Annotated in this window: 21 protein-coding genes and 2 pseudogenes; 13 read left to right on the top strand and 10 right to left on the bottom strand. The window is 62.4% G+C overall.

Features of this window, described 5'->3' with window-relative positions:
• The 5 genes from J4D52_RS28320 to J4D52_RS28300 form a co-directional block, all read left to right on the top strand.
• The coding region (locus J4D52_RS28320) for a GntP family permease (RefSeq protein ID WP_207272192.1) at positions 1 to 1,389 on the top strand (1,389 nt) is incomplete at its 5' end.
• A gap of 7 nt (positions 1,390 to 1,396) precedes the next feature.
• Complete coding sequence (locus tag J4D52_RS28315) at positions 1,397 to 2,182, top strand: 3-hydroxybutyrate dehydrogenase (RefSeq protein WP_025810090.1); 786 nt, start codon at positions 1,397 to 1,399, stop codon at positions 2,180 to 2,182.
• Between the two features lie 156 nt (positions 2,183 to 2,338).
• On the top strand, positions 2,339 to 4,294 hold the full coding sequence (locus J4D52_RS28310) for an acetoacetate--CoA ligase (RefSeq protein WP_102678129.1): 1,956 nt from the start codon (positions 2,339 to 2,341) through the stop codon (positions 4,292 to 4,294).
• Between the two features lie 339 nt (positions 4,295 to 4,633).
• Positions 4,634 to 7,171, top strand: coding sequence for a PAS domain-containing sensor histidine kinase (locus J4D52_RS28305; protein ID WP_102678128.1), 2,538 nt, complete (start codon positions 4,634 to 4,636; stop codon positions 7,169 to 7,171).
• A 52-nt stretch (positions 7,172 to 7,223) separates the two neighbouring features.
• Positions 7,224 to 7,499 (top strand): peptidylprolyl isomerase, encoded by a 276-nt coding sequence (locus tag J4D52_RS28300; protein ID WP_007932676.1) that lies wholly within the window; start codon positions 7,224 to 7,226, stop codon positions 7,497 to 7,499.
• Positions 7,500 to 7,642: 143 nt separating this feature from the next.
• On the opposite strand, the gene J4D52_RS28295 is transcribed toward J4D52_RS28300, so the two are convergent.
• The 4 genes from J4D52_RS28295 to J4D52_RS28280 all read right to left on the bottom strand — a co-directional run bounded on the left by J4D52_RS28295 (position 7,643) and on the right by J4D52_RS28280 (position 11,177).
• The gene (locus J4D52_RS28295; RefSeq protein WP_102678127.1) at positions 7,643 to 8,560 is read right to left on the bottom strand and encodes a sugar kinase; all 918 of its coding nucleotides are present in this window, start codon (positions 8,558 to 8,560) and stop codon (positions 7,643 to 7,645) included.
• A 176-nt stretch (positions 8,561 to 8,736) separates the two neighbouring features.
• Positions 8,737 to 9,954, bottom strand: a complete 1,218-nt coding sequence (locus J4D52_RS28290) for an amino acid deaminase (RefSeq protein ID WP_102678126.1) — start codon at positions 9,952 to 9,954, stop codon at positions 8,737 to 8,739.
• Between the two features lie 37 nt (positions 9,955 to 9,991).
• Positions 9,992 to 10,756, bottom strand: a complete 765-nt coding sequence (locus tag J4D52_RS28285; protein WP_097304071.1) for an IclR family transcriptional regulator — start codon at positions 10,754 to 10,756, stop codon at positions 9,992 to 9,994.
• 31 nt (positions 10,757 to 10,787) lie between these two features.
• Positions 10,788 to 11,177: a RidA family protein gene (locus tag J4D52_RS28280; protein WP_025810081.1), complete on the bottom strand. Its 390-nt coding sequence runs from the start codon at positions 11,175 to 11,177 to the stop codon at positions 10,788 to 10,790.
• Between the two features lie 415 nt (positions 11,178 to 11,592).
• Here J4D52_RS28280 and J4D52_RS28275 point away from each other — a divergent pair, with 415 nt between their 5' ends.
• The gene (locus J4D52_RS28275) at positions 11,593 to 11,865 is read left to right on the top strand and encodes a hypothetical protein (RefSeq protein ID WP_102678125.1); all 273 of its coding nucleotides are present in this window, start codon (positions 11,593 to 11,595) and stop codon (positions 11,863 to 11,865) included.
• Positions 11,866 to 12,278: 413 nt separating this feature from the next.
• Positions 12,279 to 12,467, top strand: a pseudogene (locus J4D52_RS28270) (IS4 family transposase); the annotation flags it as partial.
• Here J4D52_RS28270 and J4D52_RS28265 read toward each other — a convergent pair.
• Positions 12,464 to 12,565 (bottom strand): annotated as a pseudogene (locus tag J4D52_RS28265) (ATP-binding protein); the annotation flags it as partial. The pseudogenes J4D52_RS28270 and J4D52_RS28265 sit on opposite strands and share 4 nt — an antisense overlap.
• A 90-nt stretch (positions 12,566 to 12,655) precedes the next feature.
• Here J4D52_RS28265 and J4D52_RS28260 point away from each other — a divergent pair.
• The 3 genes from J4D52_RS28260 to J4D52_RS28250 all read left to right on the top strand — a co-directional run bounded on the left by J4D52_RS28260 (position 12,656) and on the right by J4D52_RS28250 (position 16,144).
• The gene (locus J4D52_RS28260) at positions 12,656 to 13,447 is read left to right on the top strand and encodes a bifunctional 2-polyprenyl-6-hydroxyphenol methylase/3-demethylubiquinol 3-O-methyltransferase UbiG (RefSeq protein ID WP_053279766.1); all 792 of its coding nucleotides are present in this window, start codon (positions 12,656 to 12,658) and stop codon (positions 13,445 to 13,447) included.
• A 508-nt stretch (positions 13,448 to 13,955) separates the two neighbouring features.
• The gene (locus J4D52_RS28255) at positions 13,956 to 14,438 is read left to right on the top strand and encodes an acyl-CoA thioesterase (protein ID WP_097304075.1); all 483 of its coding nucleotides are present in this window, start codon (positions 13,956 to 13,958) and stop codon (positions 14,436 to 14,438) included.
• Between the two features lie 56 nt (positions 14,439 to 14,494).
• Positions 14,495 to 16,144, top strand: coding sequence for an FMN-binding glutamate synthase family protein (locus J4D52_RS28250; protein ID WP_102678124.1), 1,650 nt, complete (start codon positions 14,495 to 14,497; stop codon positions 16,142 to 16,144).
• A 78-nt stretch (positions 16,145 to 16,222) separates the two neighbouring features.
• Here J4D52_RS28250 and J4D52_RS28245 read toward each other — a convergent pair whose 3' ends face one another.
• The 4 genes from J4D52_RS28245 to J4D52_RS28230 form a co-directional block, all read right to left on the bottom strand.
• Positions 16,223 to 16,534: a hypothetical protein gene (locus tag J4D52_RS28245; RefSeq protein WP_102678123.1), complete on the bottom strand. Its 312-nt coding sequence runs from the start codon at positions 16,532 to 16,534 to the stop codon at positions 16,223 to 16,225.
• A 20-nt stretch (positions 16,535 to 16,554) separates the two neighbouring features.
• Positions 16,555 to 16,836, bottom strand: a complete 282-nt coding sequence (locus J4D52_RS28240; RefSeq protein WP_025804441.1) for a type II toxin-antitoxin system RelE/ParE family toxin — start codon at positions 16,834 to 16,836, stop codon at positions 16,555 to 16,557.
• Entirely contained in the window at positions 16,826 to 17,074 is a 249-nt protein-coding gene (locus tag J4D52_RS28235; protein ID WP_009044432.1) for a type II toxin-antitoxin system Phd/YefM family antitoxin, read from the bottom strand. The genes J4D52_RS28240 and J4D52_RS28235 overlap by 11 nt, the downstream gene beginning before the upstream one ends.
• A gap of 96 nt (positions 17,075 to 17,170) precedes the next feature.
• Positions 17,171 to 17,959: a helix-turn-helix transcriptional regulator gene (locus J4D52_RS28230; protein WP_025804442.1), complete on the bottom strand. Its 789-nt coding sequence runs from the start codon at positions 17,957 to 17,959 to the stop codon at positions 17,171 to 17,173.
• 84 nt (positions 17,960 to 18,043) lie between these two features.
• Here J4D52_RS28230 and J4D52_RS28225 point away from each other — a divergent pair, with 84 nt between their 5' ends.
• The gene (locus J4D52_RS28225) at positions 18,044 to 19,042 is read left to right on the top strand and encodes a bile acid:sodium symporter family protein (RefSeq protein ID WP_102678122.1); all 999 of its coding nucleotides are present in this window, start codon (positions 18,044 to 18,046) and stop codon (positions 19,040 to 19,042) included.
• A gap of 27 nt (positions 19,043 to 19,069) precedes the next feature.
• On the opposite strand, the gene J4D52_RS28220 is transcribed toward J4D52_RS28225, so the two are convergent.
• On the bottom strand, positions 19,070 to 19,858 hold the full coding sequence (locus J4D52_RS28220) for a hypothetical protein (RefSeq protein ID WP_146018024.1): 789 nt from the start codon (positions 19,856 to 19,858) through the stop codon (positions 19,070 to 19,072).
• Positions 19,859 to 20,261: 403 nt separating this feature from the next.
• Between J4D52_RS28220 and J4D52_RS28215 the strand changes: the two genes are divergently transcribed.
• Both J4D52_RS28215 and J4D52_RS28210 read left to right on the top strand, forming a co-directional pair.
• A complete protein-coding gene (locus J4D52_RS28215) occupies positions 20,262 to 22,043 on the top strand; it encodes a hypothetical protein (RefSeq protein WP_102678120.1) in 1,782 nt (593 codons plus the stop codon).
• 73 nt (positions 22,044 to 22,116) lie between these two features.
• Positions 22,117 to 22,578 carry a YccF domain-containing protein gene (locus tag J4D52_RS28210; protein WP_097304085.1) on the top strand — a complete coding sequence of 154 codons (462 nt, stop codon included), beginning with the start codon at positions 22,117 to 22,119 and terminating at the stop codon, positions 22,576 to 22,578.
• Positions 22,579 to 22,707 lie beyond the last annotated feature (129 nt).

Here is a 22,707-nt window from a genome sequence, read left to right as displayed (position 1 = left end):
AGTGTGATCATTGCCCTGGCAGCCCTCGCGCTGCTGATGTTGGCTGCTTACCGTGGCTACAGCGTTATCCTCTTTGCCCCCATCGCCGCCCTCGGCGCCGTCCTGCTCACCGACCCGTCCGCCGTGGCGCCCGCCTTCACCGGTGTGTTCATGGAGAAGATGGTCGGCTTCATCAAACTCTACTTCCCGGTATTCCTGCTCGGCGCGGTGTTCGGCAAGCTGATCGAGCTGTCGGGCTTCTCCCGCTCCATCGTCGCGGCGGCCATCCGCCTGCTCGGCACCCGCCAGGCGATGCTGGTGATCGTGCTGGTCTGCGCCCTGCTGACCTACGGCGGCGTCTCGCTGTTCGTGGTGGTGTTCGCGGTCTATCCGTTCGCCGCCGAGATGTTCCGCCAGAGCAATATCCCCAAGCGCCTGATCCCGGCGACCATCGCCCTCGGTGCGTTCTCCTTCACCATGGATGCCCTGCCCGGCACCCCGCAGATCCAGAACATCATCCCCAGCACCTTCTTCAACACCACCGCCTGGGCCGCGCCCTGGCTGGGGGTGATCGGTACCATTTTCGTGTTCTGCGCCGGCATGCTGTTCCTGCAGCGCCAGCGCAACAAGGCGCACAAGGCCGGTGAAGGCTACGGCAGCGACCTGCGCAACGAGCCGGAAACCGCCGCCGATCTGCAGCTGCCCAACCCCTGGATCGCCCTGTCGCCACTGTTGCTGGTGGGCCTGATGAACCTGCTGTTCACCCACTGGATTCCCCTGTGGTACGGCAAGACCCACAGCCTGGCCCTGGCCGGCATGGCCGCCCCGGTGCAGACCGATGTCACTAAGCTCACTGCCATCTGGGCGGTCCAGGCCGCCTTGCTGGTGGGCATCATCGTGGTCCTGGTTTGCGGCTTCTCGGCCATTCGCGGCAAGCTCGCCGAGGGCAGCAAGAGCGCGGTCAGCGGTGCCCTGCTGGCGGCGATGAACACCGCTTCGGAATACGGCTTCGGCGCGGTGATCGCCTCCCTGCCGGGCTTCCTGGTGCTGTCGGACTGGCTGAAAAGCATCCCCAACCCGCTGGTCAACGAAGCCATCACCGTGACCCTGCTGGCCGGCATCACCGGCTCCGCCTCGGGCGGCATGAGCATCGCCCTGGCGGCCATGTCGGAGACCTTCATCAGCGCCGCCCACGCCGCCAACATCCCCCTGGAAGTGCTGCACCGCGTGGCCGCCATGGCCAGCGGCGGCATGGACACCCTGCCGCACAACGGCGCGGTGATCACCCTGCTGGCGGTCACCGGCCTGACCCACCGCCAAGCCTACAAGGACATTTTCTGCATTACGCTGATCAAGACCCTGGCCGTCTTCGTCGTGATCGCCACTTTCTACGCCACCGGCATTGTGTGAGGTATTCATGAGCAATCTTGCGGGCAAGACCGCCCTCGTCACCGGCTCCACCAGCGGCATCGGCCTAGGGATAGCCCTGAGCCTGGCCAAGGCCGGCGCCAACCTGATCCTCAACGGCTTCGGCGACGCCTCGACGGTGATCGCCGAGGTCGCGCGCCTCAACAAAGACCGCGGCGGCAAGGTCGGCCATCACCCGGCCGACGTCAGCGACCCGGCGCAGATCGCCGATATGCTCGCCTACGCCGAGCGCGAGTTCGGCGGCGTCGACATCCTGGTCAACAACGCCGGCATCCAGCATGTGGCGGCGGTGGAAGAATTCCCGGTGGAGCGCTGGGACTCGATCATCGCCATCAACCTGTCGTCGGTGTTCCACAGCACCCGCCTGAGCCTGCCGGGCATGCGCGCCAAGGGCTGGGGGCGGATCGTCAACATCGCCTCGGTGCATGGCCAGGTCGGCTCCGTGGGCAAGGCCGCCTATGTGGCGGCCAAGCACGGGGTGATCGGCCTGACCAAGGTGGTCGGCCTGGAGACCGCCACCAGTAACGTCACCTGCAACGCCATCTGCCCGGGCTGGGTCCTGACCCCGCTGGTGCAGAAACAGATCGACGACCGCGCCGCCGCAGGGGTCGACCCGCAACAGGCGCAGCACGACCTGCTGGCGGAAAAACAGCCGTCCCTGGAGTTCGTCACGCCTTCGCAGTTGGGCGAGTTGGTCCTATTCTTGTGCAGTGAGGCCGGCAGCCAGGTGCGTGGCGCAGCGTGGAATATCGACGGCGGCTGGCTGGCGCAGTAAACGCGATCCCTGTAGCTGCTGCCGAAGGCTGCGATAGGTCCGAAGGACCTCCGCAACCTGAGACCGCCACGACCGTTCCGGTCGATCGCAGCCTGCGGCAGCGGCTACAGAGTTGGAACAGCTTTGTGTGTGCACCAGAAAAACAAGAGGCCACCCATGTCCGAATTACTCTGGCAACCCAGTGCCGAGCGCATCAGCAAGACCCGCATGGAAGCCTTCCGGCGCTTGATCAATCACCGTTATGACCTGGACATCGACGACTACCCGGCCCTGCACCAATGGAGCATCGAGCAGCGCGAAGCCTTCTGGCAGGCCATAGTCGATTTCTTCGATGTCGAGTTCCATGCGCCCCCCAGCGCGGTGCTGATCGAAGGCAGCAGCATGCCCGCCGCCCAGTGGTTTCCCGACGCCACCCTGAACTTCGCCGAACACCTGCTCAAGCGCCGTGACGATGGCGTCGCGGTGGTGGCGATCAACGAGAACGGCCAGCGCGAACAGCTGACCTACAACCAGCTGGCGGCCCATGTCGCCGGCCTGCAACAGAGCCTGCGGGCCGCCGGCGTCGGCCTCGGCGACCGGGTCGCCGCCTGCATGCCCAATACCTGGCAGACCCTGGTGGGCATGCTCGCCACCACCAGTCTCGGGGCCGTCTGGTCCAGCTCCTCGCCGGACTTCGGCACCCAGGGGGTGATCGACCGCTTCGGCCAGATCGAACCCAAGGTGCTGATCACCTGCGCCGGCTACCGCTACGCCGGCAAACAGATCGACCAGACGGCCAAGGTCAACGAAATCCTCGAACGCCTGCCATCCCTGCAACAGCTGATCATCGTGCCTTACGCCCAGCCTGAAGCTCGCACCGAAGACTTCCGCACCTCGGCCAGGGTCGCGCTGTGGGATGAGTTCTATCGCCCCGGCGGCGAGCCTCAGTTCGTCGCCGTGCCCTTCGCCCATCCGCTGTACATCCTCTATTCCAGCGGCACCACCGGCGTGCCCAAGTGCATCATCCACAGCACCGGTGGCGTGCTGTTGCAGCACCTCAAGGAGCACGGCCTGCACACCGACCTGCACGCAGGCGAAGTGCTGTTCTACTACACCACCTGCGGCTGGATGATGTGGAACTGGCTGGCCTCCGCTCTGGCGGTGGGCGCCACGGTGCTGCTGTACGACGGCTCGCCGTTCCACCCGGCGCCCGAACACTTGATCGACCTGATCGACCAGGAAGGTATCAGCGTCTTCGGCACCAGCCCCAAGTACCTGGTGGCCCTGGAAAAGGCTGGCATCGAGCCACGCCAAAGCCATTCCCTGGCCAGCCTCAAGACCCTGCTCAGCACCGGCTCGCCGCTGTCGCCGCAGAGCTTCGACTACGTGTACCGGGCGTTCAAACAGGACCTGTGCCTGGCCTCGATGTCCGGCGGCACCGATATCATTTCCTGCTTCATCATCGGTAACGCGCTGTTGCCGGTGCACCGCGGCGAAATGCAGGGCAAGGGCCTGGGCATGGCCGTGGAGGTGTGGAACGACCAGGGCCAGGCGGTGATCGGCGAAAAGGGCGAACTGGTCTGCACCCGGCACTTCCCGGCCATGCCCATCGGCCTGTGGCACGACCCGCGGCACGAGAAGCTGCGCGCCTCCTACTTCAGCCAGTTCCCCGGGGTCTGGGCCCAGGGCGACTACGCCGAGCAACTGGCCCATGGCAGCTGGCTGATTCACGGCCGCTCGGACGCCGTGCTCAACCCCGGCGGCGTGCGCATCGGCACCGCGGAGATCTACCGCCAGGTGGAGAAACTCGAGCAGGTCCTGGAAAGCCTGGCCATCGGTCAGCAATGGGACAACGACGTGCGGGTGGTGCTGTTCGTGCGCCTGCAGGACGGCGTGCGACTGGACGATGCCCTGCAGGAGCAGATCCGCCAGGTGATCCGCGCCAACACCACGCCCCGCCACGTGCCGGCGAAGATCCTCGCGGTCAGCGACATTCCCCGGACCATCAGCGGCAAGATCGTCGAACTGGCGGTGCGCAACGTGGTGCACGGGCTGCCGGTGAAAAACACCGATGCCCTGGCCAACCCCGAGGCGCTGGAGCAGTTTCGCGATCGGGTGGAATTGCGCAGCTAGGCCTTGAGGGCCCTATCGCGGGCAAGCCTCGCTCCTACAGAAGCGCGTGTTGATCGCCATGGTGTGTACGACTCCCCCTGTAGGAGCGAGGCTTGCCCGCGATGAGGCCGGACGTGCTCAACACAAATTCCACCCCCCCGCGAAACGGGCCATCCGCGGAAATCGCTGCCCCTGTAGCCGCTGCCGCAGGCTGCGATCGGCCCCGCAGGGGCCGCAAACCTGGCGACGCAGTCTGCCTGACGGATCGCGGATACCACCCTTGCGCCGGCTACGCCGTCGATCGCAGCCTGCGGCAGCGGCTACAATGCCGGCGTGATGCACGCTCAGGACACCCCCGACATGAACGCCCCCACCTCCGGCAGCGAAGCCGAAACCCTGATTGCCCGGCTGGACTGGGCCGCCACGCCGCTGGGCGCGGTCGACCACTGGCCGCAGAGCCTGCGCACCGCGGTGGACATCGTGATCCACTCGCCGATGCCGATGCTGCTGTTGTGGGGCGCGCAGCTGACGCAGATCTACAACGACGGCTTCGCCCTGCTGGCCGGCAACAAGCACCCCGGCGCCTTCGGCCAGTCGGCCCACCTGACCTGGCCGGAACTCAAGGACTTCGCCGCACCGATCTACAGCGCCGTGCTGCAAGGCCAGGTACGCACCTTCAGCGAAAAACCCTTCACCCTGCAGCGCCACGGCCGTGAGTCGGAGGTCTGGCTGGACCTGACCTACAGCCCGATCCGCGACGAAAGCGGCGAGGTCGCCGGAATCCTGGTCACCAGCATCGAAACCAACGAGCGCCGGCGCATCGCCCTGGAACTGGAGCAGCGCTCGGCGGCCAGCCTCAAGGCCCAGCACGAAACCGAAGAGCGCCTGCAACTGGCACTGGCGGCGACCGACGCCGTCGGCACCTGGGACTGGGACATCGGCGACGACCGTTTCATCGCCGACGCCCACTTCGCCCAACTGCACAGCATCGACCCGGCCCTGGCCGGGCAACTGCCCATCAGCGAATACCTCAAGGGCGTGCACCCGGAAGACCGCGGCATGGTGGCGCGCAGCATCAAGCACTGCATCACCCACGGCACCGAGTACGCCGAGGAATACCGCCTGCAACAGCCCGACGGCCAGATCCGCTGGGTCTTCGCCCGCGGGCGCTGCTACAAGGATCACCACGGCCGGCCGGTGCGTTTCCTCGGCGCCGCCCTGGACCTGACCGACCGCAAGCAGATGGAACAGGCACTGCGCCAGAGCCAGACCGAGCTGCAGCTGATCATCAACGCCATGCCGGTGCTGATCGGCTACGTCGACCACGAAGAGCGCTTTCGCCTGAACAACAGCGCCTACCTCGACTGGTACGGCTTGACCCCGCAGGAACTGTACGGCCGGACCATCCGCGAGGTGATCGGCGACGCCCTCTACGCCACCCGCGCCGACAAGATCGCCGCCGCCCTGGCCGGCAAGCCCTGCAGCTTCGAAGCCAAGACGCCGCACCGCGACGGGCGCACGCGGCATGCGCTGATGAAGTACCTGCCGCGCTACGGCGCCGACGGCGCGATCAATGGCTTCTACATCTTCGTGATCGACGAAACCGAGCGCAGACAGACCGAGGAGGCCCTGCGCCACCTCAACGAAACCCTGGAAGAACGGGTGGCCGAGCGCACCCAGGCGCTGGCCGCCGCCAACCAGCGCCTGCAGAGCGAGATGTTCGAGCGCGAGCGCGCCGAAAACGCCCTGCGCCATGCGCAGAAGATGGAAGCCGTGGGCCAGCTCACCGGTGGTATCGCCCACGACTTCAACAACATGCTCACCGGTATCATCGGCAGCCTGGAGCTGATGCAGCGCTACATCGACGACAATCGCAGCGCCGAGATCGGCCGTTTCACCGAGGCCGCGATGTCCTCGGCCAAGCGCGCCGCTGCCCTCACCCATCGCCTGCTGGCGTTTTCCCGGCGCCAGTCGCTGGACCGCCGGCCACTGGAACCGAACCAGCTGGTGCGTTCGCTGCACGACCTGTTCAACCACACCAAGGGCGAACATATCGAGCTGCAGATGAACCTGGGCGACAACGTCTGGTCGATCAACAGCGATGCCAGCCAGCTGGAAAACGCCCTGCTCAACCTGGTGATCAACGCCCGCGACGCCATGCCCGACGGCGGCGTGCTGACCATCGAGACCGCCAACAGCTACCTCAACGGCAGCGACCTGGGCACCCTGGAACCGGTCAAGGCCGGCGACTACGTGATGCTCGGCGTCAGCGACAACGGCGCCGGCATGACCCCGCGGGTGCTGGCCAAGGCCTTCGATCCGTTCTTCACCACCAAGCCCATCGGCCAGGGCACCGGCCTGGGGCTGTCGATGATCTATGGCTTCGCCCAGCAATCCGGCGGCCACCTGACCATCACCAGCGAACCGGGCCAGGGCACCTGCGTGCGCCTGTACCTGCCGCGCCTGCACAGCGCCGTGCAGGCCGACAGCCCGGCACCGGCCAGCGTCGAAGCGCCGTACGCGGTGGCCGGCGAATCGGTGATGCTGGTGGAAGACGACCCGGCGGTGCGCATGCTGGTGCTCAACGTGCTGCGCGAGCTGGGCTACACCGCCTTCGAGGCCGAGGACGCCAAGAGCGCGCTGCCCTTGCTGGAGTCCGAGCGGCGCGTCGACCTGCTGGTGACCGATGTCGGCCTGCCGGGCATGAACGGCCGGCAACTGGCGGAAATCGCCCGCCAGCAGCGGCCGCAGCTCAAGGTCCTGTTCATGACCGGCTACGCGGAAAAGGCCGCCGAGCGCCAGGGCTTTCTCGACGCTGGCATGGACCTGATCGCCAAGCCGTTTTCCATCGAGGCGCTGGCCCAGAAGATTCGTCAGATGATCGGCCAGCAGGGCTGATTTCAGGCATAATCCGCGACCGCCGTCCGCACCGTTCCAAGGTAACCGCCCCATGAAAGCCCAAGCCCGCCACATCCTGGTGAAAACCGCCGAAGAGGCCGAACAGCTCAAGCAGCGCATCGCCAAGGGTGAAGCCTTCGACGTGCTGGCGAAGAAATACTCCACCTGCCCCTCCGGCAAACGCGGCGGCGACCTGGGTGAAGTACGGCCGGGGCAGATGGTCGGGGCCATCGACCAAGTGATCTTCAAGAAGCCCCTGCGCACCGTGCACGGGCCGATCAAGAGCAAGTTCGGTTATCACCTGGTGCAGGTGTTCTACCGCGATTGACGCATCCCGCGTGACCGCCGCGCGACTGCGCCTGTAGCCGCTGCCGCAGGCTGCGATAAGGGCCGAAGGACCTTCAGCGATCTTGAGTACGCCACGACCGTTCCGGTCGATCGCAGCCTGCGGCAGCGGCTACAGGGATTGCATCAGGCTCTTGGGATCAACGCCCCCGGCACCTGAATCACCCGGCTCGCCAAACGATGCCCCGCTTCCGCCGCCTGCTCCGGGCTACCGCCGCGCAAGCGACATGCCAGATACGCCGCGCTGAACGAATCCCCCGCCGCCGTGGTATCCACCACCTTTTCCACCCGCTGCGCCGGCACCTCGAACGACTCGCCGCCACAGCGGATCAGGCACGCTTCGGCGCCACGCTTGAGCACCACTTCCGCGGTATCCGGGTAAGCGGCGAACACCGCCGCACTGTCGTCATACCCGAACAACGCCAGCTCGTCATCCACGGTCAGCAACGCCAGATCGACATAGGCCAGCACCTGGCGATAAGCCGCCTGGGCCTGTTCCACCGAAGCCCAGAGCCGTGGCCGATAGTTATTGTCGAAGACGATCCACGCCCCACGCTGGCGCGCCTCGATCAAGGTCTCGATCAGCTTCTTGCGCCCCAACTCGCCCAGCACCGCCAGGGTGATGCCACTGAAATACAGCACATCGTAGGCCGGCAGTGCCGCCAGAATCGGCTCGGCCGCGGGGGTGGTGAAACAGTCGCGCACCGCCGCTTCGTTGCGCCAGTAAAGAAAACGCCGCTCGCCCTTGGCGTCGGTCTGGATGCAGTACAGCCCGGGCAAACGCCCCGGCAGGCGCTGGACCATGCCCAGGCCGATGCCTTCCTCGGCCCAGCTCTGGCACATCGCATCGCTGAAACTGTCGTCACCGAGGGCGGTGACATAGTCGACACAGGCGCCCTCGCCCAATTCACGGGCCAGGTACACCGCAGTATTCAGGGTGTCACCGCCAAAGCTCTGTTGCAGGCTGCCGTCGGCGCGGTGTTGCAGTTCGATCATGCATTCGCCGATCAGGGCGATGCGTTTCCCGGTGTTGGAAGTGTTCATGGTGGAGGTGTCTCTGACAGTTTTTTGTTGTTGGGGAGAACGTCATCGCGGGCAAGTCGGATCGCCGCCCGCTCGCTCCTACAAGGGGGAGTCGTACACACCATGGCGATCAACACCAACCTTGTAGGAGCGAGGCTTGCCCGCGATCACCTGCGCAGCAGGTGCCAGGCCCCACCCTAGAAGCAGGTCTCCATGCTCTCCAGCACATCCAACCGCTCATCCACCAACAACCCGGTACGCCACTTATCAAAGGTCAAACACGGGTGCGAAGTACCGAAAGAAATAATGTCCCCCACCCGCAACTCAACCCCCGGCGCCACCGTCATGAACGCGTGCTGGTCCATCACCGCCGTGACCTTGCAGGCACTGACATCATCGCCCTTGGCCGGCACCACGCCCGGCTTGTAGCGCAGCAACGGCACCGGCAAGCCGGCGTCATAAGCCACGTCGCGCTTGCCCAGGGCGATCACCGCAAACCCCGGCTCCGGCAAGGACTGCACATGGGCCCAGACTTCCAGTGCCGGGCGCAGGCCTTCGTGCAGGTCGCTGCGACGGTCGAGCACGCAGCACTGCGCCTCTTTGTAGATGCCATGGTCATGAGCCACATAACTGCCGGGCCGCAGCACACTGAGGAAACGCCCCTGGGCGTTCTGCGCCTCGAAGGATTCGGCGATCAGGTCATACCAGGCCGACCCCGACGCGGTGATGATCGGCTTATCGATGGCGAACAACCCGTCGTCCTGCAACTGCACCGCCAGGCGCACCAGGGACGCGGCGAACTCACGAATGCCAGTCACGGCGTGATCGCCATGGATCACCCCCTCATAGCCCTCGATGCCGCACAAGGCCAAGGCCGGCTGCGCCTGGATCGCCTTCGCCAGTTCCAGTACTTCCTGCTCGCTGCGGCAACCACAACGCCCGCCGACCACGCCGTATTCGATCATCACGTTCAGGCGCACCCCGCGCGCGGCGAAGAACTGCCCGAGGTCGGCGACGTTGTCCGGATGATCGACCATGCAATAGAAGTCGAAGGCCGGGTCGGCCAGCAGCTCAGCGATCAGCCCCATGTTCGGCGTACCCACCAGCTGGTTGGCCATCAACACCCGGCGTACACCGTGGGCGTAGGCCGCGCGGGTCTGCACCGCGGTGGCCAGGGTGATGCCCCAGGCGCCCGCCTCCAACTGCCGACGGAACAGTGCCGGGGTCATGCTGGTCTTGCCATGGGGCGCCAGCTCGGCGCCGCTGTCGCTGACGAACTTCTGCATCCAGCGAATGTTGTGTTCCAGCGCCGCGCGGTGCAGCACCAGGGCCGGCAGGCTGACATCGCGCACCAGGCTGACGCCAGGTTGGGCAGCGCCCTTTTCCACCGCTGCGTTGGTCAATACAGAAGACATATTCGAACTCCTTACAGTGCAGCCATTGGGGCTGACGCTAGTCGTTGATGCGACGGGCCAGGCGATTCGCGCTGTCGATCAGCACCCGGCGGTAGTCAGCGTAATTGTTCTGGGCATCGGCCCGTGGCGCGACGATGCACAGGGTGCAGATGCACACCCCGCGCTCGTCCCGCACCGGGGCGGCGAAGCAATGGGTAAAGGTGTCGGCCACGCTGTCGAAGGAAAAGAAACCATCCTCCGTGGCCTGGCGGATTTCCTTCAGGAAAGTCGCCAAAGGCAGGCGTTCCCCGTCGGGGAGAATGAAGTCGCGCTCGTCAATCAACTCGACAATCTGCTCATCGCTCAAATGCCCCAACAACAGCCGCCCGGAAGCGGTCCAGGGAATCGGCGCGTTCTCGCCGATATTCGAGGAAATGCGAAAATGCCGCTCGCCCTCCTTCATCAGCGCCACCGTGTATTTGCGCCCGTTGAGCAGGCACATCTGCGCGGTCTCGCGGGTCTGGCTGACGATCTCCTGCAAGGCCGAGTCGGCCTCGCGGGTCAGATCGAAATGCCGCAGATGGGCCTGCCCCAGGAAGTACAACTGCCGCCCCAGGTACACATGCCCGTCCTGGCCCACCGGCTCCAGAATCCGCCGCTCCAGCAAGGACGCCACCAGCTCGTACACCGTGGATTTGGGGCTGCCGATGCCCTTGGCGATATCGTTGGGGCGCAACGGCTGGCCGATCTCCTTGAGGAAATCGAGAATATCGAATGCCCGGTCCAGCCCCTTGGCCCGGCGCTTGATGGTGTCTTCGGTCATCTGGGTGCAATCCCCTTCATGCGCATCCGGGTCAGGCCTTCTTCTTGTAGGCCACGCAATCGATCTCGACCTTGCAGTCCACCATCATATTCGCCTGCACACAGGCCCGGGCTGGCGCATGCTCCGGCTTGAAGTACTCACCGAACACCTTGTTGAAACTCCAGAAATCCCGCGGATCTTCCAGCCACACCCCGACCCGCACCACATCCTCCAGGCCGTACCCCGCCTCCTCCAGAATCGCCACCACATTGCGCATCGTCTGATGCGTCTGCTCGACGATGCCGCCATGAATAATTTCGCCATCCAGTGCCGGTACCTGACCGGATACATACAACCAACCATCGGCCTCAACGGCACGAGCGAAAGGACGGGGCTGGCCACCGCCGGCGGTGCTGCCGGTGCCGTAGCGAGTGATGCTCATGGGGTGTTCTCCTAAGTAAAGGGAAGGTTGAGCAGAATAAGCCGTTCCTAAAAAGGTGTTTCGCGTCATTCCAGGAGGCTTTTATTCCGCTATAACGGATAAAAATATACAACAACGGAAAACTCACGAAGAGTGTGCCATGGGAAAGAGAGGGATAACAGAGGATAGGCAACACATCTGGAACCAAGGAGATAGAGAACAGGCCTGAAATAAATGCTGCTACACCCATTTATTCAGCCATTAATGACGGCTCGTGTAAGGCGTTTCTGTATCTGGTGTAAACATGCCCTCCAGGCTTGTTATCCCGTTATACGCCTCCTATATTCCGTTTCGTCGCTCCCAACACTGCGACCGGATTTGGCCGTCCGAATCTCCATGAGCAAACCCTAAAATTCCTTCATGGAGCGTCACCGTCATGGATTTCCAACCTCTCACCTCCTCCAACACCGCCAACCACCCCGTCGCCTTTATCAACCCTCAAGCCCCCTTGCTTGACCTGCTGACCTACGCCGGCCTGCGCATCCGTGCTGCCCGGGACATGCTGGACAGCGTGTCCGGCATGACCAGCCGCAACGCCGACGACCTCGACCTGATGCGCTTCTCCAGCGTGGCAACCTTGTTGTTGCAGGACGGATGCGATGTGTTGCACGTGGTTGAACAACGGGCGATGGATCTGCCAGAGCCTTAACCGAACCGCCTTGGCCTTTGCTCTTGCTGTGCTTTGGCTTTGGCTTTGGCTTTGGCTTTGGCTTTTGATCTTGCCCTTGATCTGCCCGCCCCTTTCCCAGAGGCCAAACGCAGGTCTTGCGCAGGGGGCACCTCGGCAGGGATGCCGAGGTAGCCGCCCTCGGCCAGGGATGGCCGATGGCGGCGGCCCCCGGAGCAGGACCGGAGTGAGGGCATGCCGAGCCTAGGCGAGGCACCGAATGGTGGGGCGAGACCTTTTGGTTACTTTTGGGGCGTTTGCCAAAAGTGACCCGCCGTAAGGGCGGAACCATAAGTGGCCGTGACCGCAGGAATGGATATGTACCCGTCCAAAAAATGCAGCGCCAGAACAGATGCCATCGCGGGCAAGCCTCGCTCCTACAGAAGCAGTGATCACATTTGGCGTTACAGATCAGACGTGGTTATGAGGGCCGGCAGATCGCTTTGCCGTCAGAACATTTACCCGTCATCCCCCTGAAAGGCTTGGCTCAGCGCCTGTTAGCCCTCGCTCGAAATATCCAGCCTAAGCAGATAGCCAAAAGCCCACGAGGTCCAAAGGTGCCCAAACCGAAAGCGTGGGTACAGTGGTGTGTCAGCCGATCCAGCAACGCCGTGGTCATCTTGGCGTCGTCAAATACACTCGACCATTCCGAGAAGCTGAGGTTGGTCGTGATGACCACGCTTTTGTTAAGGCTGAACGCCTAATGTGAACCCATCTGCGGCCGATAGTATGCAAGGACCACCAGTATCGACGTCTTATTTCAGGGTTATCAATGGAAATTCCATACAGCATCAGACTTTCATTTTTTGATTTCTGGAAGGGGCTCTTCAAAGGCACGCTTTTCATCCAGAAGCGTTTGCGAGGGCATTTGAAGGAGCAGCAGAAGAACTGGCCAAAGAAGCAACAATACAGCCAAGGATATTTCTATCAGGGCTTGGAAGAACTGGGAATCACAGGCCTGAAGCCTACGGGTTTTCGGTTCAAGCAATACGCCATTGATGAAGAATTGAAGGGCGCTGACGTACTGGACATCGGCAGCAACTGCGGCTTTGTCTCAGTATATTGTTCGCGACTGGCGAAATCCGTGACAGCCGTCGAACTCAACCCTTTTCTCAATAAAGTGGCGAAGGATACCGCGCGTTATTTGAAGCGCGACAATATAGAGTTTATAGAAAGCGATTTTTCGGTATTTGCCACAGATAAAAAATTTGATGTAGTTCTGTCGTTTTCCAATCATCACACCATTGATGGCAACCTCAATATGGGGTTTGAAAACTACATGAAGCGCCTGGTGTCGTTTCTAAAGCCGGGTGGCTACCTACTGTTTGAAAGCCACAATGTTTTCGGACCAGGTAGTGGCGCCGTAGGTGATGACGGTGATATGGACGAAAAAATCAAAATAATGAACACCTATTTCTCCATAGAACGCTATCGAATGGTCAACTGTTACATGCGACACATGATCGATGATGTCGATAAGCTCTTCATTGTTGCGCGGCTCGTGGACAATCCTCCGAAGACGGATTTCCGTCTTGAGCAAGCAATCCGTCGCTATCATTATTGATCCTGCATTCAATTTCTTTGGCTACCTGTGACACCGTCCAAAAACGGCAGCGCCAGCACGGACGCTATCGCGAGCAAGCGCGCTCCTACAGGTCGGTGTCATGCAAAGAAACAGTCGCTACCGTAGCGCCCCATCATTCAAATCGTGGATCAGGTTTGGCGGGCAAGCGCCTGATCGCAGCCTGCGGCAGCGGCTACAGCCCCTCTATCGCAGGCTCCTCCAACCAACGAAACAGCCTTTTGAAGGCCGACGCTCCAGGCCTTAAGGCCATTCTCAAAATTCTGATCCCTATCCCTCAGACAACTTCAATTCCCCGCTCAACGGTGAATGACAAGCGCTAGGTATCGCCCCCTCCCCACTCATTATTGCAATCCCCACAACAGCTCATTGCAAAAGATAGCTAGCTAACTATCAAGACTTCTTATTACCCTCCGGTCTCCAGCCAAATGCTGTCCGCGGGGCTCTAGCCTGCCTATCCGGACAGCATCGATTACTGATGAGGTCACCCATGGAACCAGGCAGTTATCAACTGAGCATGAGCGTGCTCATGACGCCCGACAAAGCCAATTTCTCCGGCAACGTGCATGGCGGCGCCCTGCTCAAGCTGCTCGACGAGGTGGCCTTCGCCTGCGCCAAGCGCTATGCCGGGCGCTATGTGGTCACGCTGTCGGTGGATCAGGTGATCTTCAAGGAGCCGATCCATGTCGGCGAACTGGTGACCTTCCTGGCCTCGGTCAATTACACCGGGCGCACCTCGATGGAGGTCGGGGTCAAGGTGATGACCGAGAACATCCACGAGCGCACGGTGCGCCATACCAACAGTTGCTACTTCACCATGGTCGCCGTCGACCCCGACGGGCGCCCGCACCCGGTGCGCGCCTTCGTGCCGGAAACCGCCATCGAAAAACGCCGCTATGCCCAGGGCTTGCTGCGCAAGCAGCAGCGCCAGGAGCTGCAGGAGCGCTATCGGCAGATCCGCAACTCGGACTGAGCCCGCCCTGCTTGCCTGCCTGAACCCCTGTCTTGCGATTTGCCCAAGGAAAGATCATGAAAATATCGCTGTTGAGTCGCTACGCGACCCTGACCCTCTGCCTTGTCATTAGTGTATTCGGCCTGTTGTATTGGCCCGCCAGCCTCTGGGGCCAGGGGCTGATCGTCCTGGCCGGGGTGCTCAGCCTGGTCGGCCTCAACGACTTGCTGCAAAGCCACCATGCCGTGCGCCGCAACTACCCGATCATCGGCAATATCCGCTACCTGATCGAGTCGATTCGCCCGGAGATCCGCCAGTACCTGCTGGAGGGCGACGACGAAAAGCTGCCCTTCTCCCGCTCGCAGCGTTCGATGGTCTACGCCCGCGCCAAGAACCAGCCCGCGGAAAAGGCCTTTGGCACCCTGGCCGATGTCTATCAGCCCGGCTTCGAGTTCATCAGCCATTCCATGGTCCCGGGCGATGCCTGTGACCCCAGCCAGTTCCGCGTGGTGGTCGGCGGGCCGGACTGCCTGCAGCCCTACAGCGCCTCGGTGTTCAACATCTCGGCCATGAGCTTCGGCGCGCTGAGCGCCAACGCTATCCGCGCCCTGAACAAAGGCGCCCGGCTCGGCGGCTTCGCCCACGACACCGGGGAAGGCAGCATCAGCCCCTATCACCAGGAATTCGCCGGCGACCTGATCTGGGAAATCGGCAGCGGCTACTTCGGTTGCCGCACCCTGGACGGCCATTTCGATGCCCAGCGCTTCTCCGAGCAGGCCAGCCATCCGCAGGTGAAGATGATCGAGATCAAACTCAGCCAGGGCGCCAAGCCCGGCCATGGCGGCATCCTGCCCAAGCACAAGGTCACCGCCGAAATCGCCCAGACCCGTGGCGTGCAGATGGGCCATGACTGTGTGTCGCCGGCGCGGCATTCGCAGTTCAGCACGCCTATCCAGTTGCTGGAATTCATCGTCAAGCTGCGCAACCTGTCCGGCGGCAAGCCGGTGGGCTTCAAGTTCTGCGTGGGGCATCCCTGGGAGTTCATGGCCATCGTCAAGGCCATGCTCGAGACCGGCATCCAGCCGGACTTTATCGTGGTCGACGGCAAGGAAGGCGGCACCGGCGCCGCGCCTCGGGAGTTCACCGACAACATCGGCATGCCCATGCGCGAGGGCCTGCTGTTCGTCCATAACACCCTGGTCGGCGCCGGCCTGCGTTCGCAGATCAAGCTCGGCGCCAGCGGCAAGGTCGTCAGTGCTTTCGACATCGCCAGCGTGCTGACCATCGGCGCCGACTGGGTCAATGCCGCGCGCGGTTTCATGTTCGCCATCGGCTGCATCCAGTCGCAAAGCTGCCACACCAACAAATGCCCCACCGGCGTCGCCACCCAGGACCCACTGCGCCAGAAAGCGCTGCAGGTCACGGACAAGGCCGAACGGGTGCACAACTTCCACCGCAATACCCTGGTCGCCCTCGGCGAAATGCTCAGCGCCGCCGGCCTCGACCACCCGGCGCAGTTGCAGGCCAAGCACCTGGTACGGCGCATGACCACCACTGAAGTGCGGCTGTTCTCGCAGATCCACGTGTTCCTCGAACCGGGCGAGCTGCTGCAACGGCCGATCAGCTCGGAGTTCTATGCGCGCATGTGGAACATGGCCCAGGCCCATAGCTTTGCGCCGCTGGCCGTGGCTGCGCCGGCCAGGGCTGAGCGACTGACGTTGGCTTAAAGCAGGTATTGGTAAACCGTCGGTGGCCGCCCATTGGGTGAACAGGCGCCGCATCCAGGATCGAGGGTGCGGCAGCCGCTACAGAGGTCGAAACCAAAGATCAGGCCCAATCGCCGCAAAAAGCCGCCGTAACAATTCATCGCCCGCAGGGGAAACCGATTGCAGGTAATCCCCATCTGCCCAATGACTCCACCCGGCCTCAAGCACCACTTCACCCAGGCAAAAAGACTGAGCGATACCCTCGTCCCAGCCATCGACGACCTCACCGCAGCGCCCGAACCCCAATCCATCCACCAGATAGGTGCACACCGAGCGCCTGAGTTCGCTGCCATACGTATCGAACTCCAGACATAGATAACCACTGGCCATCACAAACAGTCTGGGCTGCATCTCGAGCGTCTCCTGGCCGGCTAACGTTTCCCGGCTTGCTGATAAACACTTCCCCGCTCCCGCTTGCCCACGGCAATGACCGTTACCACCAACACCTCATCCACCACCCGATACACCAGGCGGTATCCAGCCGTGCGCAGTTTGATTTTGTAGGCATTGCCCAAACCGCTCAGGCGATCGGCCGGGACATGGGGGTTGACGAGTCGTTCCTGCAGCTTCTTCTTGAATTGCTCTTTCAGCGTGGGGCCCAGCTTTTGCCATTCCTTCCAGGCTTTCTCGGAGAACTCCAGCTCATAGGTCATCGAGCGAAACCTTGATGGTCGGATCATTCTCTCGCTCACGGCACAAGGCGAGCAGTTCCATATCCTCCAGGCGCTCCATCATGGCTTCGTATTCCTTGGCCGGAACGCAGTAAAACGCCGGTTCGTTGCGATTGAGGATAGCCACGGAGGAACCGCCACCGGCCGCAACGGTGCCCATGGGGTTTTTCTTTAGCTCGGAAATGCTCGCAACGACGTTGGACAGAAGGACATGGGTCATGGAGTGCTCTCACGAGTGCTGTTAAGAGCACTCAAAATAGCACCTTTATGCAGACAAGTATCTTGAGAGCAGACGAGAAGTATCAGGGAACGAGCACTAGCGGAAAAACTCCCCAGGCGTCGCATCGAACTGTTGGCGGAACGCCGCGATAAAAGCCGAGGTCGAGTCATAGCCGCAGGCCAGCGCCACGTCCGTCACCCGCTCGCCTTGCTCCAGGGGCGTCAGGGCGCCCAGCAGGCGCAGGCGTTGGCGCCAGGCGCGGAAGGTCAGGCCGGTATCCCGCAGGAACAGGCGGCTCAGGGTTTTCTCCGTCACCCCCAGCTTTTCGCTCCACTGCCCCAGGGTGGTCGGCTGGTCCGGGTGCGCTTGCAGGCTGCGGTAGATCTGCCGCAGGCGCGGGTCCTGAGGCAGCGGCAGCATCAGGTCCAGTTGCGGCGCGGCGGCCAGTTGGTCCAGCAGAACCTGGGCCAGGCGGCCGTCGGCGCCGTCTTCGGCGTATTCCACCGGCAGCTCGCTGAAGGCGCGGATCAATTCGCGCAGCAGGCTGCTCACCGCCAGCACCTGGCAGGTCGCGCCGGCCCAGGCGGTGACCCTGCAATCCAGGTAGAGGCTGCGCATTTCGGTGCTCGGCGAGCTGAACACCTTGTGCGGCATACCGGCCGGGATCCACACCGCCCGCTGCGGCGGGGCGATGAAACGCCCGGCGCTGGTCTGCACTTCCAGCACGCCCTGGATGGCGTAGGACAATTGCACCCAGGGGTGGCTGTGGCGCCGGGTCAGCGCCCGATTGGGCAGGGATTCGGTGCGCCCGTACACCGGTCGCGGCAGGCTCGGCAGACCGGGAATACTGCGGCGGACGATCTTTTCATGTCCTTTAGGCGGCATTTACTGGCTCATTGGCGTTAGTCGGCAGTCCGTCATCACGTTAGAGTCGCTCCACCGCCCTGGCAACCCCTGGATGATCCCGTTATGAGTCGCTCACGTCTTTTGCCCGACAATTTCACCCTGACCCTGATCGGCGTGGTGCTGCTGGCCAGCTTCCTGCCGGCCAGCGGCCAGGTGGCGCTAGGCTTCGGCTGGCTGACCAATGCCGCCATCGCCCTGCTGTTTTTCCTCCACGGCGCCAAGCTGTCGCGCGAGGCGATCATCGCCGGGGCCGGCCATTGGCGCCTGCATCTGCTGATCTTCAGCCTGACCTTCGTGTTGTTCCCGATCCTCGGGCTGGCGCTCAAGCCGCTGCTGTCGCCGCTGATCGGCAACGAGTTGTACCTGGGCATGCTTTACCTCTGCGCCCTGCCCGCCACCGTGCAGTCGGCGATTGCCTTCACCTCCCTGGCGCGGGGCAATGTGCCGGCGGCGATCTGCAGCGCCGCGGCGTCCAGCCTGTTCGGGATCTTCCTCACGCCGCTGCTGGTGACCCTACTGCTGAATGTGCACGGCGATGCTGGCTCGACGGTGGATGCCATCGTCAAGATCAGCGTGCAATTGCTGCTGCCCTTCATCGCCGGGCAAATCGCCCGCCGCTGGATCGGCGCCTGGGTGGGTCGCAACAAGAACTGGCTGAAATTCGTCGATCAGGGTTCGATCCTGCTGGTGGTCTACGGCGCTTTCAGCGAGGCGGTGAACGAAGGCATCTGGCACCAGATCCCGTTGTGGAACCTGGCCGGGCTGGTGCTGGCCTGCGGCGTGCTGCTGGCGTTGGCGCTGCTGGCCTCCAGCCTGCTGAGCAAGCTCTTCGGCTTCAACCAGGAAGACCGCATCACCATCCTGTTCTGCGGTTCGAAGAAGAGCCTGGCCACCGGCGTACCCATGGCCCAGGTGCTGTTCGCCGGCAGCACCATGGGCGTGCTGATCCTGCCGCTGATGCTGTTCCACCAGATCCAGCTGATGGTCTGCGCGGTGCTGGCCCAGCGTTACGCCAAGCGCCCGGAATCGATCCCGGAACTGATGGCACAGGTCGATCCCTGAGAGCCCCCCAGGTCCGGAGCACGACTGTCAGTTGTGTTGCGGACCGCCTTTCCACGGCGCGTATTCGACCAGCACGCTGCCCCGCGCCAGCCCCTTGTCGCCCACCTTGAAGCCGGGCATCTGCCGCAGGTTCATCTGCTTGCACTGCGCGGTCAGGCGCGCCTGCAGGTCGCTGTCCAGCTTGAAAGCGTCCCGCCGTTCGCCAACCGGATCGAGGTTCACCAGGCACTCCTGCACCTGCCCCTGGGCATTGGCGACAAAGCGCACATGGGCCTTGCCAATGCTGTCGACAGGCTGCTTGCCCAGGGCCTGCGTCCAGAAGAAGCGGCTTTGCGCATAGGCCTGGACCGTCCGCGCTCGCCACTGACGCTCAGGTTCGGACTCGTCGAGGGCCGGAAATACCAGCGGCGCGACAATCACCATCTCCCCCTCGGGTCCGTACATTTCGACCGGCACCTCGGGGAACAGGCTGTCCCAGCACACTTGCCTGGCCAGGCTTTCCAGGACCGGGACCGGGGCCCGGTGGGCATTGGGGCGGATCTCGCAACTACTCAGCTCGTTCCGGCGATTGATCTTCACCACCAGATCCACCGTCCCTACCCACGCCTGGCTGTTGGCGGCAAAGGCATTGCGCACCATCAAGGCCCTGAACTGATCGCTGAATGCCTGGGCATTCTGCTGTAGCGATGCCTCTGCCGCGGCCTGAGGGGCCGGCGCGGCACTTTTTGGCGTCTGGCAACCGGCCAGGGACAACAGGCTGGCCAGGATCAACGGCAGCGTCGGCCGGGGCACGATGAGACGGGATGGACTGGACAACAGGCTCAATTCCATTTGTTCGAAACTCTCGGGTAAAGGGGTAAGTCGTGCGGGGGTGCTGGGTTCAATGCGTCATTTCACTAACGATTGAGGCGCGCACTATTTAGTGCTCGACCCGGCAACGTCCCGGGCCGCCATATCGACCGGTCGCCACCAATCTGTAGAAGCATCAGGCAGTTACTCCTGGGGGAAACCAGGGTTTGTGCTTTTGTCAGGGGCGGCAAGCCGATAGCATAGCGCCACTTTTTTGCCGGTCGGCGATCTTACATGGATGTTTTTATGCGTTCCTTGCTCGCGCTTTGCGCTTCGTCCCACCTTGCTGGTCACAGCATCAGCCCCTTGTTCTCAGGGTCGTTAAAGACACCTGCAACCGCTCTTTTCAGCAGCGTGAAGGAGTAAATCGATGGCCGTTCCTCATGGGCGTTCGTTAGCGGATTTTTTGCCTTTAAAGCCTGCTGAACAACTTCTTCTCAAGCACGCAGCGTTGGGAGGGATGACCGAAATTTCGACGCAGCGCCCTACAGATGCCACACCAAGCAATACCGTTCGAGCGGGCTTCCTGCGCTTTCTGATTCTGGGTGGTGACGATCTGAACCCCGTCCATGAACTCGGGGTGATGCTGAAGGGGGCTTATGTCGAAGGCGATCTGGAGCTGAGAGAAAGCCGGGTAGACACGAGCATCGCGCTAAACCATTGCTGCTTGCAGAACCTGAGCCTGAGGGGCGCATCGGTACAAGGCACCATCAACCTTGCTTACAGCAGCTGCAAAAGTCTCAAGGCCGATTTGCTTACGGTCTCAGGAACAATGTGCCTGGACCATCTGGTCGCCAAGGGCAGCATGACTTTACAGAAGGCCAAGATTGGCGGCTCCTTGCTGCTGCGCGGCAGTAACCTGGATGGCCAAGGCAGTTATGCCTTGATAGCGGACAGCTTGGTCGTTCGCAGTATCCATTTCGAAGAAAAATTCATCGCATTAGGCGAGGTCTGTCTGATCGGGGCAGAAATCAAAGGGCAGCTCAATTGCCGTGACTGTACATTCAAGGCAACAAATGCGTTTGCGCTGAGCGCTGATAGCATCACGGTACAAGGGACTGTTTTTCTCACTACAGGTTTTCATTCCCAGGGATCCGTAAGATTTTCAGGGGCCCGTATCACAGGACAGTTCAGCCTCAAAGAAGCTCATTTCGAAAGGAAGAACAAAGGAGAGGACGGAGAAACACTTATTGCTCAAAACGCCCATATCGAGGGTGTTCTGAACATGACAGGACTGATCGCCCCTCTTGATAATGCAGCCTTCAGCGGCTCCCGCGTGGGTACCCTTCACGATGACGCGCGTACTTGGGGCAAGGGAATTGGCCTCAATGGATTCACTTACAACTTCCTGACAACCGAGGCTCCCTTGAGAGCCCAGGAACGCATTGACTGGCTCGATCGGCAGATACCTGCAAATACCGGGGCTGACGGACTCAAAGGTTCGGCCAGCAAATTCCGCCCGCAACCCTGGCGTCACCTTCAGCACGTCCTCGAGGAAATGGGCCATGCAGAGGAAGCTCGCGAAGTAGGTATTGCGTTCGAAAAACGCTTGCGCAAAGTCGGCCTGATCGGCCAGGCACCCGCAGGCATTCCTCGCAGCCTGAGGTGGCTGTACCGCCTGCCAGCCTTGGGCCTGCATTCGCTCTACGGCCTTTTCACCGGCTTCGGCTACCGCCCCATGCGCCTGCTCGCCTGGTTCTTCGGCACCTGGCTGGTGTGCACCAGTGTCTACTGGTACGCCGCCGTCGAACACAAGGTCTTCGCCCCCAGCAACCCACTGGTATTCCAGAACGAGGCCTACGCCAGTTGCCCCCCTGAATATGGCGAAGCCTGGCAACGACAGCACCCCGCTGCCGAGCGCCCGGCCGATATCGGCAACTGGTACACCTGCAAGGCCCTTCGCGGCGAGTACACGGGCTTCAGCCCCGGCGCCTACTCGCTGGACATCCTGCTGTCGTTGGTCGACCTGCAACAGGAAAAGGACTGGGGTCCGATCACACCGACGCCTTTCCCAAGCTATTGGGATGAACTCAAGAACCTTGAATGGGGCCACGGCATCCGTCTTCTGATCTGGCTCGAAACCCTCATCGGCTGGGGCATCAGCCTGTTGCTGGTGGCGATCGTCTCCGGTCTGACTCGGCGCAAGGAATAAGCGTCTATACCTGCACGGGCCTCGAATCGGGGCCTGTTCGACACCCTTCACGGTTCAAACAAGGAAGCTTCACATGAGCGCCATCGGCAATTTTCTCTGGTTTATCCTCGGCGGCATTTTCATGGGCCTGTGCTGGTGGCTGTGGGGCATCCTGGCCTTTATCAGCATCGTCGGCATTCCCTGGGGCCGGGCCTGTTTCGTGATCGGCGCGTTCTCGTTCTTTCCGTTCGGCAAGGAGGCGATCAGCCGTCGCGAGCTGAACAACAAGGACGATATCGGCACCAGCGGCCTGGGGGTGATCGGTAACGTGCTCTGGTTCGTGTTCGGTGGTATCTGGCTGGCGCTGGGGCATGTGATGTCGGCGCTGCTGTGCTTTATCACCATCATCGGCATTCCCTTCGGCATCCAGCACCTGAAGCTGGCGGGCATCGCCCTGGCGCCGATTGGCAAGACCATCGTGCGCAAGGAAGTGGCCGCCGCGGCGCGCACCTTCAATGCCCAGGATGCGGCGCTGAAACAGCGCCAGCCCAACTGAGCCAAGGCCGGCCATTCCCGGGGCGCCAGCCGGCGCCCATTCAGGCTTGCCACGCACCCTCGCCCCAGCGATAGTCAGCGCTCCGTTGCCAGGATGCAGCGCTGAAGTACCTGAAGCGACGGATGGACA

It is taken from the genome of Pseudomonas sp. GW460-12-10-14-TSB1 (genome assembly GCF_017349775.1).
GTDB lineage: Bacteria > Pseudomonadota > Gammaproteobacteria > Pseudomonadales > Pseudomonadaceae > Aquipseudomonas > Aquipseudomonas piscium.
Note: the sequence above shows the minus strand (reverse complement) of the source record. Positions and strands in the feature narration are given on the sequence as shown.